Source organism: Pseudomonas sp. FG98 (assembly GCF_057808595.1).
In genome coordinates this window covers 30484-42444 of record NZ_JBMDIJ010000055.1, presented here as the reverse complement: position 1 = coordinate 42444, position 11961 = coordinate 30484, and the positions used below count along the sequence as shown (strand labels likewise).

Sequence of the window (11961 nt, the reverse complement as noted above, 5' to 3'; positions counted from 1 at the left end):
GACCGCTAGCGCGGTCCATCGCAGCTAAAGCAGCTCCTACCTGGACCGCGTCGCACAAGTGTTTTGATAAGCCGGAAGATGTGTAGATACCCATGCCCTTCGCTTGTTGAAACGCGCCAATGCCGCGGCGAGCCCATCACTCAAACCGGCGAAATAGTCCCCAACGCCCCAATCACGATTGCCAGTGCCAGAAACCCGAACAGAAAAATCGCCATCTTGCCCATCACTGCCTCCGCTTGCCGAGAATCGCGGCCTCACCGAAACGGTGATCAGCCGCCCAGACAACCCGGACCCGAAGCGCCCGCTCCGCCCTGGAGCCGTCTGCATGGGGCCTATTCTCGGCAAACGGCTGTTTGCATAACAGATTCAGAAAGCACAGAAAAATACGGATCAGATCAGAAGCGGAAGTGCCCCACCATCACATGCAACTGAGTGCTCAGGTGGCTCAGTTCGGTACTGGCCGCAGAGATCTCGGCGCTGGCCGTGGCCGATTCCTCGGCGGTCTCGCGGACCCGGGTCACGCTCTGGTTGATTTCCTCGGTCACCGCCGCTTGCTCTTCCGCGGCGGTGGCAATCAGTTCGCTCATCTGCTGGATATTCGAAACCTGGCGGGTGATGTGCTCCAGCGCCGTGCCGGTATCGCGCACGCCGGTCACCGAGGCATTGGTCTGCTCCAGGTTGGTCTGCATCATGCCGGTGCTTTCGTTGGCGATGTGCTGCAGCTTGATGATCAGTTGCTCGATCTCGCTGGACGAGGCCTGGGTGCGCTGGGCCAGGTTGCGCACCTCGTCGGCGACCACGGCGAAGCCGCGCCCCGCCTCACCGGCACGGGCGGCCTCGATGGCGGCGTTGAGGGCCAGCAGGTTGGTCTGCTCGGCCACCGCCTTGATCACATCGAGGATCGCGCCGATACGACCGCATTCCTGTTGCAGGCGGCCCAGCGACTCGGCGGAGATACCCACGCCATTGGCCATCGCCTCGATCTGGCGGATCGCCTGCTGGGACAGGGCCAACACGCTGGTCACCTCATGGTCGGCGCCCTTGGCGGCGCTGGCGGCCTCCTCGGAGTTGCGCGCCACTTCCTGCACCGTGGCAGCGATCTCGTTCATCGCCGTGGCGACCATATCGGTTTCGTTGCGCTGGCTGTCGATGCCTTCGCGGGTGCTGCTGGTGATCGCAGCCAGTTGCGAAGCCGAGGCAGCCAGTTGCTGCGAGCCGCAACCGATTTGCGAAATCACCTCGCGCAGGCTGGTATTCATGGTGTTCAGCGCGCGCAGCAGCACGCCCAATTCATCGCTGCGCTCGACCTTGATATCCACGGTCAGGTCGCCGCCGGCGATACGCTGCGCGGCCTGTACCGCCTGGCGCAGCGGAAAGACGATCTGCCGACTGATCAGCAAGGCGACGACTATGCCGCACAGGATCGCCACCAGGCTGATCACCGCCAGCAGCATATGGGTGCTCTTCACCTGCTCCGCCGCACGCTCTTCCTCGGCGTAGTAGAGGGTATTGGCACCATCCTGCAATTGCGACAGCAACTGGTTGGCGGCGCTCAGTTCGGCCGCCGAGCGTGCCTGCTCGCGGGCTTTGCCGTAACGCTCGAGGTCGGCCTGGAGCTTCTGCGCGGCGGCCAGGTCCTGGGCCGGCCAGCGGCCTTCACGGGCGTCCAGCACCAGTTGATCGAAACCTTCCTTGAGCTTGGCATGGTGCTCCTGGTGCAGGGCCTGGTGCTGGGCATCGCCGCCCAGGGCCAGGTTGTAGTTGGCCTCGCGGGTAAACACGATCTCGTCGAACAGGCCGCTGATAAAGCTGATGCGCTTCAGCGAAGCACTGCTGTTCTGCAAGCCGAAGCCGCCGAGTAACGACAGCAGCAAGGCTAAAGACAACAGCAGGCCGAAGCCGAGGCCCAGTTTGCGGGTAACGCTGAGGTTCTTCAGCGTGAATGCCTGTGACATACCTTTCTCCAACCTGTGAGTTCGCCCTGGCCGGGCCGCAGGTGACGGTGACCGATCAGTGTTCTGTCTTGACGCCGCAGCCATCGGGGAGCGGAACCCGTGCGAACGGCACGGGCCCTGGTGCACAGGAGTGTTCCGGAGGGGGTTCACGCGCTGGGCATCCATGCGGTTCCCCAAGGGCGGGAAACCTCTTTTTGCCCGGGCTTCCAATGCCCGGCATTACCCTACTTATAGTAAGGAAATGGTAACATCCGCAAACGATTGATCTCAATATGACACTATTGTCTGTTCGCGGCTATTCATCGCGTCAACGTGGGCATGAAAATGTCGGATTGAGCCCCAGCGGCAGAGCTGCATGGCGCCTGCAGATCGATCCACCGCCAAGGAAGGAACAATGAGCGAGAACCGAAAAGAACTTATCGATCAAGGCATTATGCAAACCCGCAACCTCGCCGAATGCCTTGCCGTAGACCAGCGGACATTGGCCGCGAGCATTGCCCCGCAGCTCGACGGGACACTGGGCAAGGCCCTTGTGGAGGCTGCCCAGGCCAGTCATTCACTGGGTATCTCGAAAAAAGTTGCAACAATTGGCCAGGCATTGGGCCAATGGCTGGAGGCCGCTTCGCCGCAGTCCCGGGACCAACAGCACAACCTGCTGTTCAATCATGCTTCCGATACCGTACGCGGCTGGTCTGCCTTCGCCAACGCCTGGACGCTGCGCGACGATGGCGTCGAGTCAGCCGTGCAAAGCCAGTTGCGCTTCGCCACCGATAGTCACTTCGGCGTACGCGAATGGGCCTGGCTGGCCCTGCGCCCGCAACTGGCGGGCGACCTGCCCCACAGCCTCGCCCTGTTGCAACGCCACAGTACCTCCAGCGACCCGCTGGTGCGCCGCTTCTGCATCGAGATCCTGCGCCCGCGCGGAGTCTGGTGCGAACACATCGCCCGCCTCAAAAGCGAACCGGAGATTGCCGAAGGGCTGCTGGTGCCGCTACTGGCGGAAGCCGAAAAATACCCCCAGGACTCGCTGGCCAACTGGCTCAACGACGCCAGCAAGACCCGCCCCGACTGGGTCGTCCGGCTATTCCAGCGTTATCCGCCGGCGTGCAAGGCATCGAAGCGCATCTACACCCGCGCTACCCGCAGCCTGCCCGCGACTGCCTAGGCGGTGGCGAGACAATGCAGCAAGTGTTCGAGCAACTGCGGGCGCCACAGCGGATCATCCAGCATGCGCGCCAGCAACCCCTTGTGCGGCGCGTCCGGCACCACCAGCAGCGCCCGCGATTCTGCATTGACTGCCGAATCGTACAGGCGCTGGGGAATCTCCAGCGGAATCACCTCGTCCGCCCCGGCCGCGATCACCAGCAGACGCCCGCGGAAACGCCCGAGCATGCCCCAGGCATCGCTGCCGTCCCAACTGCGTGGCTGGCGGATCCGTTGCGAGAATGCGGGACCGAACGGCACCCCGTAGACCTCGGCGTGATAGATGCCCGGCACCACCAGAACCAGGCCACGCGGGGCGAAACGCTCGGCCAGACGCACCGCGTTGTAGGCGCCCATGCTCGCGCCGATGATCGCGGTCGGCGTGCGCGACGCCTCGATCACTGCACGGGCCTGCTCTTCGCGATCGCGCAGCGAGGAGCCGGCCATGACCCCACCGGTACTGCCGTGACCGATGCAGTCGAAGGCGGTGGAACCAATGCCGTGCTGCCAGAGCTGATCGCGCAGTCCGGAGAAGACACCAAGATGCCCCTCTCCACCGCCATGGATCGCCAGCAAGTGGCAGTCGCCTGCGCCGGGACGGTGATCGACATGCAGCCGCCGTCCTGCGTAATGAACATCCGGGGTCATGTGAAACGACGAGGAATCAATCGCCCCCGCCCCCTCACTCCACAACCCCCACCGGATAAACAAACGCATTCACATCATAAAAAGGCGTCCGCTGATAAAACCAGTTCAACCGCGCCTTCGGATCCGCCGCAAACCCGGCATCGTCCTTCAACTTCCTGTCGAACTCCGCCCGCAACCCCGCATCCTCCTCCAGCATCTTCCGCGCCATCGGCTCCATCACATATTCCTCCGGCTCCTCGGCCGCGATCAGGGTCGAGTTGAAGAAGCCCCAGGACCAGAACGAGTCCGGGCTTTCCGGGTGCAGCAGGTTGATCGCCAGTACGCCGAGCGGCTGATCGGTGTCGATCACCACCGACCCTGCCGGGAAGGTCTGCAAGCGCTGGAACGGCTTGCCCGTGCCGCTGACCAGCAGATGCCCTTCGTAGCCGGGGATTTCGTTGCTTTGCGTCCGGTCCGGCTCGAAACCGCCCGCCACCTTGACGTTGTCCATGCGGTACAGCTGCACCGCCACCGCCGTCGGTTTGTCGAGGGTACGCATGGCAATGCCATGGGCCTTGAGGCGGGCGATCACCTCGCGCCATTGCGCCGGGACGATGTACTGCTTCGGCCGCTTGACCACCAGGTCCGGCTCGGTGTTGCCGGTCACCGGTACTTCGAGGGTTTTCGGCTGGTTGCTCCAGACGATGGTCTTCGCCCCGGTGATCGGCGAGGTTTCGTAGCGGTAGTCGCCCACGGTGAAGGGCACGGTTTCCGGCTTGCCGGGTTTCCAGGTGAGGACGACGTCCTGCTGCGCGGCGAGCCGGACGCGGTCCTTGTCGATGGCGGCGCGTAGCGAGTCGGCCTGCTCGCCTATGACCTGGAACATCGCCTTGAGCATCACGTAGTTGCCCAGCACCTGGGTGCGGTACGGGTGCAGGGCGTGCTGTTCGATGAGGATCGAGGGGACGTTGCGGATATCGCCGTACTGGTTGGAAAAGCGCGCCAGGTCAGTGCGGTATGGGTAGTAGCCCTGGGTCGGGTCCTGGTTGTCGTTGAAGCTGATGCATTCATGCACCACATGCCCCTCGCCTTGCAGCGCCTGGTACACCGGTGCACGCATGACCTGGTCCATCCAGGCGCTGCTGGCCGGCGACCAGCCATTGCCGTTATGACAGTAGGAACTGTCATACGGGTACATGGCGCCGTCGGTGGAGTGGGTGTCGGCGAAGAAGCTCAGTTCGTAGTGGTTGAACACCCAGGCGACATTGCGGATCTCGGCGCTGTCGAGCTTGGTGAAGTCGCGGTTGAGGTTGTAGTTCAGGCCGTTGACCCGCCAGCCGGCGATGTCCGGACCGTTCTGGTTAATCCGGCCGTAAGCGCTGCGGCGCACATCGCCGTCGATGTTCAAGGTCGGGATGAAGAGGATATTGACCCGCTCCAGCAACGCGGCCAGGGGCTTGTCGCCTGCGGTCATGTCGCGCAGCAGCATGAACATGGCGTCCTTGCCGTTGGACTCTCCGGGGTGGATCTCGGCCTCGACAAAAATCGTCGGTTTGCCGCTCTTCTTCAGGCCTTCCGGAGACTTGTCGGCAGACAGCGAAACCACCGCCAGCATCATCGGGTAGCCTTCGGCGCTCTTCTCGGGCAATTCACTCAGTGCCACCTTGCCGCCCGAAGCGGCGGCCAGCTTGCGCAGCCAGGCGCGGGTTTCTTCGTAGGTGCTGGTGTGCTTGAAGTCGCTGGCCTCAGCCACGGTGATCAACGGGTTGTCGGCCTTGGCGATATAGCGCGTGCTGCTGATCTGCTGCTCGAACATCGGCGGCAGGATGCGCTGCTTGGCCGCCTGCGGGTAGCCGCTGTCGTCGATATAGGCCGGGGCCGAGGGCAAGGCAGCCAGCGCGGCGGGGCTGGCACCCAGCAGCAACGCGGCAAAAAAACGGTTCGAATGCTTCATGGGGAGTCCTTTCTCGCACAGGAACTGGCAACCTTAGAACACATTGCCAAAGGTTACGAGGGACGGATCAGCCATGTTGCACAACCTGTTCGAGGGCATCGCCGAGGCGGCGCTGGAAGAGCGTTTCGATGACCTGCTCAAGCGCCCGGGGCTGCGTATCGAGCGCATCGTATCCACCGGGCAGTGCAGTCCGGAGGGGTTCTGGTATGACCAGGCGGAGGGGGAATTCGTGCTGGTGCTGAGTGGCTCGGCGGGCTTGCGCCTGGAGCATGAGGCCGAGGTGCGGGTGCTGGGGCCGGGGGATTTTCTGGATATTCCGGCGGGATGCAAGCATCGGGTGGAGTGGACCGAGGCTGGCCAGCCAACGGTGTGGCTGGCAGTGTTTTATGCAATGAATTGAAGGGCCTCATCGCTGGCAAGCCAGCTCCCACAAAGATCGCATGCGCCGCGAAACCTGTGGGAGCTGGCTTGCCAGCGATGAGGCCCCAGAGAGCAAAACAGCTCTCAGACCGCCCGCAACATCCCCCGATCCACGATGAAGTCGATCAAGGTCTGCAACCCATGCCCGGTTTTCAGATTGGTGAAGGCCCACGGCCGCTCCGGCCGCATGCGCCGGGTGTCACTTTCCATCACTTCCAGCGAGGCGCCGACATAGGGCGCCAGGTCGATCTTGTTGATCACCAGGAAGTCCGATTTGGTGATCCCCGGCCCGCCCTTGCGCGGGATCTTCTCGCCTTCGGCGACATCGATGACGTAGACGGTGAGGTCGGCCAGTTCCGGGCTGAAGGTGGCGCTGAGGTTGTCGCCGCCGCTCTCGACGAAGATCACTTCCAGGTTGCCGAACTTGCGCGCCAGCTCTTCCACCGCCGCCAGGTTCATCGAGGCGTCCTCGCGGATCGCGGTGTGCGGGCAACCGCCGGTTTCCACGCCGACGATACGCTCGGGCTCCAGGGCGCCGGCCTCGGTGAGGATGCGCTGGTCTTCCTTGGTGTAGATGTCGTTGGTCACCACGGCGATTTCATAGTGGTCGCGCATGGCCTTGCACAGCGCTTCGAGCAGCGCGGTCTTGCCGGAACCGACCGGGCCGCCGACACCGACACGCAGTGGTTGCTTGTAGCTTTGCATAGGGAATTCCTCAGGATCGGAACAATCGGGTGTATTGGGTTTCGTGGCGCGCCGAGGCAATCGCCAGCAGCGGCAGGCCGCCGCCCAGTTCGTCATCGCTCAGCACAAGGGCGCGCTCCAGCACCGTGCACAAGTCTTCGGACAGGTCGCGCAGCAGGCTTTGCGCCGCCTGCTGACCGAACGGTACCAGCTTGACCCCGGCCATTACCGCGCCTTCCAGCCAGCTGAAACCATGGCCCAGCAACAGGTCGCGCAAGGGGATCTGCCAGTGCGCCGCCAGCCAGGCCATGCCGCCCAGTTGGGTCAGCTCCAGGCTGGCGCGCCACTGCGGCGCCTGGCCCAGTTGCCAGCCATCGAGCATGCGCGCCAGGGCCGCACCGCGCTGGCGTTCCTCGGTGCGCAGCTCGGCAGTTTCGCGGTTGGCCAGGAGAAAGCGGCTCCAGTGGGCGAAGGCCTCGGCATCGTCGGCCTCGCAGGCTTGATACAGACGCACCAGCAGCGGCCAGTCGAGATAGCCGAGGGTGTCGTCGATCTGCTGCCGCTGCCAGGCGCGAAAACCTTCGGCGCCCTTTACCCAGCCCGCCTCCACTGCCCATTCCAGGCCCTGCGAATAGGTGAATCCACCCACCGGCAAGCCCGGACTGGCCAGTTGCAACAGGCGCAACAGCTTCAGGTCACTGCTCATCAGCCCGCCACGATCAGCGCCGCGCCGGCCAGCAGGCCGCCGCCGAAGGCCTGCTGCAGGCGCTGGTGACGGCGCAGCAGGCAACCCACGGCAAAGCCGGCCAGCAGCAACAGGCCGCTGACGGTGACGAAGCCGGCGCTGAACAGCCAGAAGGCACCCGGGCTCGACTCGACGCCATGGGCCCAGCCATGGAACAGGGCGAATACCGGCATCAGCAGCGACAGCAGGAGCTGACGGCGTGGCAGAAGCATGGCCACGGCAGCCACCAGCAGCGAACCGAAGATCATCTGCTCCATGCCGATCACACCACCGAACAGATGACCGAACACCGCGCCAGCGAACATCGCCGCCAGGGTCAGGCCCGGCAGCACCAGATTGCGTCGGGTCAGCGCCGCCAGCACGCCGGTGCCCAACAGCATCAGCAGGTGGTCGAGACCGGTCAGCGGGTGCAGCAGACCGTCCTGCAGCGGGTTGGCATCGTGGCCGGGGTGGGCGAAGGCCGGCACGGCGACCAGCAGCAGGGCAAGGGCGAGAAACTTCTTCATGGAGGACTCCTTGTTGTAATTCACAGCGCCTGCGCAGGCAGGCGGACGAACAGATGATCGGAATGGTTATGGCTGTGCGGTGCGCTCTGGTAGGCACCGGCCTCGGGTTCGAACGGTGCTTGCTCGACCCGGACCTCCAGGCCGAAGCCGCGGACCATGTCGTCCAGCACATAGTCATGCTGGTAGCGCAGGAACCCCGCCTCGACCTGCAACGGCACATGGCGGTTGCCCAGGTGATAGGCACAACGGGCCAAGGCCAGCGGATCGTCGGAACGCACGGTGGAGACTTCCTCGGCAGCGGCGATCACGCGGACCACCTCGTCGCCGGCCTCGTCCGTCAGCAGCTCGCCGCCACGGATCAACTGGCCGCGCTCCAGCATCAGCCCGGCATCGCGGCCATCGTCGAGGGTGATGCGCACCCGGCTCTTGATCCGGACATCCAGGCTCAGGGTGGCGGTGGCCGTCGCGACGCCCTCGCCCACCTTGCGGGTCAACAGAATCATGGGATCTCCTTCTCAGAACAAAAAATAACGCTGGGCCATCGGCAGTACCGTGGCCGGCTCGCACACCAGCAGCTCGCCATCGGCGCGCACCTGGTAGGTCTGCGAATCCACTTCGATATTCGGCATCAGGCCGTTGTGCACCATGTCGCCCTTGCGTACCGTGCGGCAGCCATGGGCCAGGCCGATCAGGCTGCGCAGGCCGAGTTGCTGGTGCACACCGCGATCAAGCGCCTCGCGGGACAGGAAGGTCATCCGCGTGGCATGTCGCGCCTGGCCAAGGGCGCCGAACATCGGTCGGTAATGCACGGGCTGCGGGGTCGGGATCGAACCGTTGATATCACCCATGGGCGCAGTGGCGATCATCCCGCCCTTCACCACCAGGGCCGGTTTGACCCCGAAGAAGGCCGGCGACCACAGCACCAGGTCGGCCAGCTTGCCGGCCTCCAGCGAGCCCACCTCATGGGCGATGCCATGGGTCAGCGCCGGGTTGATGGTGTACTTGGCGATATAGCGCTTGACCCGGGTGTTGTCGCTGTACGAAGAGTCCCCGGCCAGCGGACCGCGACGCAATTTCATCTGGTGCGCTACCTGCCAGGTGCGCAGCACCACCTCGCCGACCCGGCCCATGGCCTGGGAGTCCGAGGACGTCATGGCGAAGGCACCGAGGTCGTGGAGGATGTCCTCGGCGGCGATGGTCTCGCGGCGGATGCGCGATTCGGCGAAGGCCACGTCCTCGGCGATGCTGGTGTCCAGGTGATGGCAGACCATCAGCATGTCGAGGTGCTCGTCCACGGTGTTCACCGTGTACGGCAAAGTCGGGTTGGTGGAGGACGGCAGCACGTTGGCGAAGCTCGCCGCGCGGATGATGTCCGGCGCATGGCCGCCACCCGCGCCCTCGGTGTGGAAGGTATGGATGGTGCGATCGCCGATGGCCGCCAGGGTGTCCTCGATGCAGCCGGACTCGTTGAGGGTGTCGGTGTGGATCGCCACCTGCACGTCCATTTCCTCGGCCACGCCCAGGCAGCAATCGATGGCCGCCGGGGTCGAGCCCCAGTCCTCGTGCAGCTTGAGGCCCACCGCACCGGCAGCGATCTGCTCGCGCAGGGCCTCGGGTTGCGAGGCGTTGCCCTTGCCCAGCAGGCCGATATTGATCGGCAGCTCATCGGCGGCCTGGAGCATGCGCGCCAGGTACCAGGGGCCGGAAGTGCAAGTGGTGGCGTTGGTGCCGGTGGCCGGCCCGGTGCCGCCGCCGATGAAGGTGGTGATGCCGGAGGTCAGCGCTTCTTCCACCTGCTGCGGGCAGATGAAGTGGATATGCGAGTCGATGCCGCCGGCGGTGACGATCTTGCCTTCGGCGGCGATCACCTCGGTGCCCGGGCCCACCGGCAGGGTCACGCCGGGCTGCACGTCGGGGTTGCCGGCCTTGCCGATGCCGAAGATGCGTCCGTCCTTGACCCCGATATCGGCCTTGACGATGCCCCAGTGATCGATGATCAGCGCGTTGGTCAGCACCAGGTCCATGGCTTCGGCGGCGAGCATCTGGCCCTGGCCCATGCCATCGCGGATCACCTTGCCGCCACCGAACTTCACTTCCTCACCGTAAATGGTGAAGTCCTTCTCCACTTCCACCCACAGCTCGGTGTCGGCCAGGCGCACGCGGTCGCCGACGGTGGGGCCGAACATGTCGGCATAGGCCCGACGGGAAATCCGGCTCATGCGCCCACCTCCAGCTTGCCCATGACCTTGCCCTGGAAGCCGTAGACCTCACGCTTGCCGGCGTAGGCCACCAGGGTCACGCTGCGCGACTGGCCGGGCTCGAAGCGCACGGCGGTGCCGGCGGGAATGTCCAGGCGATAGCCGCGGGCGGCCTCGCGCTCGAACACCAGGCAGTCGTTGACTTCGTAGAAGTGGTAGTGCGAGCCGACCTGTACCGGGCGGTCACCGTGGTTGGCGACGCTGACGCTGATGGTCTCGCGGCCGGCATTCAGTTCGATATCGCCGCTGGCGGCGACCTGTACTTCTCCGGGAATCATCCTGCACTCCTAGACGATAGGGTCATGGACGGTGACCAGCTTGGTCCCGTCGGGAAAGGTCGCTTCGACCTGGACGTCGTGGATCATCTCCGCCACGCCTTCCATCACCTCGTCGCGGCCCAGTACCTCGCGACCGAGGTTCATCAGCTCGGCGACGGTGCGGCCATCACGGGCCCCCTCCATCACTGCCGCGCTGATCAGCGCCACCGCTTCCGGGTAGTTGAGCTTCAGGCCGCGGTCCCGACGGCGCTCGGCGAGCAGCGCGGCGGTGAACAGCAGCAGTTTGTCTTTCTCTCTCGGGGTCAGCTCCATGGTCGCTCTCTCAGGTGGCCCAGATCCGCGGCGGGCACGGTGCCAGGCCGGTAATGGCCGGACGCAGTGCACACCACAGGCGCATCAGTGTGGATTGAAGGCGTTGGTTGTCGTGGTCCAGCAAGCGGACCACCAGCAGTTGGCCGAGCAGGGTCGCCCCGGCCGGTACAGGAAGGTGCTCGATAAGGGTGCGCGCCTGCTCCAGCAGCTCCGGGGTGGCGGGCGCGGCGCAGAAGGTCGCTTGCAGCGGATAGCCGCCGAGCTTGTCCAGGCTGGCGCCGTCGACCCGCAGGCGCTCCTGCAGGCCCGGATCGTCAGGCATATCGACTTGCAGGCGGCTGTCGACGGCACCATGGCTGAAGCGCTCGTTCATCACCGGACGACCCAGGCACAAGGTCTCCCAGGCCAGCAATCGAGCACCAGGCGCCAGGCTGAAGCGGTTTTCCAGACGGGCGCGGGCACCGGGGAAGCAGATATTGCCGTGGGGCAGCCACTCCAGAGTGCTGCCCTCGGCCAGATGGAAATGCTGCTTGAGCAACGACACCGGGCCGGCGCTGCGATAGAACTTGGTCGCCCCGGGCATGGTCAGCAGTGCATGGCTGCCGGGTTCCAGGTGCACGTCGAGGGTCAGGCGGTCACCGCCGACCACGCCACCGGGCGGGTGCAATACATAGACATGACAGGGTGCACCTTCCGGATAAAAAGGCCGCTGCACCAAAAGAGGTCCGAAATGACGTCGCGCACCAATACAGGTCTTCCCGCCACGCTCGACAAAACGCAACTTCAGCTCGGCGCTCCAGCCCGTGGTGGTGTCCACGGGCGGAAGCTGTTCGGGTAGGGACATTCCAGCGCTTCCGGCAAACGCCGCGTTTACTGGCTCGGAACAAGCATTTCCGGGCCTTCGCGGCTGATGAAGAACCTCTGCGCGGCCTGGTTATGAGCGGCGTTGCGCAGAGCTGATCGATCGATCAGCAATCGTTGGAAGCTGTAAAAGCATATTGCGGGCCAGAATGGCGCAT

The 11961-nt window shown here is 64.6% G+C and carries 13 protein-coding genes; 2 read left to right on the top strand and 11 right to left on the bottom strand.

Features of this window, described 5'->3' with window-relative positions; genetic code table 11:
- Positions 1-395 precede the first annotated feature (395 nt).
- Complete coding sequence (locus tag ACODSK_RS23975; protein WP_489019577.1) at positions 396-1454, bottom strand: methyl-accepting chemotaxis protein; 1059 nt, start codon at positions 1452-1454, stop codon at positions 396-398.
- An 895-nt stretch (positions 1455-2349) separates the two neighbouring features.
- On the opposite strand from ACODSK_RS23975, the gene ACODSK_RS23970 reads away from it, so the two are divergent.
- Entirely contained in the window at positions 2350-3120 is a 771-nt protein-coding gene (locus ACODSK_RS23970) for a hypothetical protein (RefSeq protein ID WP_489019576.1), read from the top strand.
- On the opposite strand, the gene ACODSK_RS23965 is transcribed toward ACODSK_RS23970, so the two are convergent.
- Both ACODSK_RS23965 and ACODSK_RS23960 read right to left on the bottom strand, forming a co-directional pair.
- On the bottom strand, positions 3117-3806 hold the full coding sequence (locus ACODSK_RS23965) for an alpha/beta hydrolase (RefSeq protein WP_489019575.1): 690 nt from the start codon (positions 3804-3806) through the stop codon (positions 3117-3119). The genes ACODSK_RS23970 and ACODSK_RS23965 overlap by 4 nt on opposite strands.
- 34 nt (positions 3807-3840) lie before the next feature.
- The gene (locus ACODSK_RS23960) at positions 3841-5739 is read right to left on the bottom strand and encodes a M14 family metallopeptidase (protein ID WP_489019574.1); all 1899 of its coding nucleotides are present in this window, start codon (positions 5737-5739) and stop codon (positions 3841-3843) included.
- Positions 5740-5812: 73 nt separating this feature from the next.
- Between ACODSK_RS23960 and ACODSK_RS23955 the strand changes: the two genes are divergently transcribed.
- A complete protein-coding gene (locus ACODSK_RS23955; RefSeq protein ID WP_489019573.1) occupies positions 5813-6139 on the top strand; it encodes a cupin domain-containing protein in 327 nt (108 codons plus the stop codon).
- Between the two features lie 104 nt (positions 6140-6243).
- Here ACODSK_RS23955 and ureG read toward each other — a convergent pair whose 3' ends face one another.
- Genes ureG through ACODSK_RS23915 form a run of 8 tightly spaced genes read right to left on the bottom strand, consistent with a single transcriptional unit; the run spans position 6244 to position 11786 of the window.
- Positions 6244-6864, bottom strand: a complete 621-nt coding sequence (gene ureG, locus ACODSK_RS23950; RefSeq protein ID WP_489019572.1) for an urease accessory protein UreG — start codon at positions 6862-6864, stop codon at positions 6244-6246.
- Positions 6865-6874: 10 nt separating this feature from the next.
- Positions 6875-7549, bottom strand: a complete 675-nt coding sequence (locus tag ACODSK_RS23945) for an urease accessory protein UreF (protein WP_489019571.1) — start codon at positions 7547-7549, stop codon at positions 6875-6877.
- The gene (locus tag ACODSK_RS23940) at positions 7549-8094 is read right to left on the bottom strand and encodes a HupE/UreJ family protein (RefSeq protein ID WP_489019570.1); all 546 of its coding nucleotides are present in this window, start codon (positions 8092-8094) and stop codon (positions 7549-7551) included. The genes ACODSK_RS23945 and ACODSK_RS23940 overlap by 1 nt, the downstream gene beginning before the upstream one ends.
- A 20-nt stretch (positions 8095-8114) precedes the next feature.
- Positions 8115-8597: an urease accessory protein UreE gene (gene ureE, locus ACODSK_RS23935; RefSeq protein ID WP_489019569.1), complete on the bottom strand. Its 483-nt coding sequence runs from the start codon at positions 8595-8597 to the stop codon at positions 8115-8117.
- Between the two features lie 12 nt (positions 8598-8609).
- On the bottom strand, positions 8610-10313 hold the full coding sequence (ureC, locus tag ACODSK_RS23930) for an urease subunit alpha (RefSeq protein ID WP_489019568.1): 1704 nt from the start codon (positions 10311-10313) through the stop codon (positions 8610-8612).
- Entirely contained in the window at positions 10310-10630 is a 321-nt protein-coding gene (locus tag ACODSK_RS23925) for an urease subunit beta (protein ID WP_489019567.1), read from the bottom strand. Before ACODSK_RS23925 ends, ureC begins: the two co-directional genes overlap by 4 nt.
- Before the next feature lie 9 nt (positions 10631-10639).
- Positions 10640-10942: an urease subunit gamma gene (locus ACODSK_RS23920; RefSeq protein WP_075802402.1), complete on the bottom strand. Its 303-nt coding sequence runs from the start codon at positions 10940-10942 to the stop codon at positions 10640-10642.
- A gap of 10 nt (positions 10943-10952) precedes the next feature.
- Complete coding sequence (locus tag ACODSK_RS23915) at positions 10953-11786, bottom strand: urease accessory protein UreD (RefSeq protein ID WP_489019566.1); 834 nt, start codon at positions 11784-11786, stop codon at positions 10953-10955.
- Positions 11787-11961 lie beyond the last annotated feature (175 nt).

What these genes read in the sequence shown, in the direction of transcription:
- ACODSK_RS23925 (WP_489019567.1), bottom strand. Translation starts at nt 10,630, where the DNA reads ATGATTCCCGGAGAAGTACAGGTCGCCGCCAGCGGCGATATCGAACTG.
- ACODSK_RS23940 (WP_489019570.1), bottom strand. Translation starts at nt 8,094, where the DNA reads ATGAAGAAGTTTCTCGCCCTTGCCCTGCTGCTGGTCGCCGTGCCGGCC.
- ACODSK_RS23965 (WP_489019575.1), bottom strand. Translation starts at nt 3,806, where the DNA reads ATGACCCCGGATGTTCATTACGCAGGACGGCGGCTGCATGTCGATCAC.
- ureC (WP_489019568.1), bottom strand. Translation starts at nt 10,313, where the DNA reads ATGAGCCGGATTTCCCGTCGGGCCTATGCCGACATGTTCGGCCCCACC.
- ureG (WP_489019572.1), bottom strand. Translation starts at nt 6,864, where the DNA reads ATGCAAAGCTACAAGCAACCACTGCGTGTCGGTGTCGGCGGCCCGGTC.
- ACODSK_RS23960 (WP_489019574.1), bottom strand. Translation starts at nt 5,739, where the DNA reads ATGAAGCATTCGAACCGTTTTTTTGCCGCGTTGCTGCTGGGTGCCAGC.
- ACODSK_RS23915 (WP_489019566.1), bottom strand. Translation starts at nt 11,786, where the DNA reads ATGTCCCTACCCGAACAGCTTCCGCCCGTGGACACCACCACGGGCTGG.
- ACODSK_RS23945 (WP_489019571.1), bottom strand. Translation starts at nt 7,549, where the DNA reads ATGAGCAGTGACCTGAAGCTGTTGCGCCTGTTGCAACTGGCCAGTCCG.
- ACODSK_RS23970 (WP_489019576.1), top strand. Translation starts at nt 2,350, where the DNA reads ATGAGCGAGAACCGAAAAGAACTTATCGATCAAGGCATTATGCAAACC.
- ureE (WP_489019569.1), bottom strand. Translation starts at nt 8,597, where the DNA reads ATGATTCTGTTGACCCGCAAGGTGGGCGAGGGCGTCGCGACGGCCACC.
- ACODSK_RS23975 (WP_489019577.1), bottom strand. Translation starts at nt 1,454, where the DNA reads ATGCTGCTGGCGGTGATCAGCCTGGTGGCGATCCTGTGCGGCATAGTC.
- ACODSK_RS23920 (WP_075802402.1), bottom strand. Translation starts at nt 10,942, where the DNA reads ATGGAGCTGACCCCGAGAGAGAAAGACAAACTGCTGCTGTTCACCGCC.
- ACODSK_RS23955 (WP_489019573.1), top strand. Translation starts at nt 5,813, where the DNA reads ATGTTGCACAACCTGTTCGAGGGCATCGCCGAGGCGGCGCTGGAAGAG.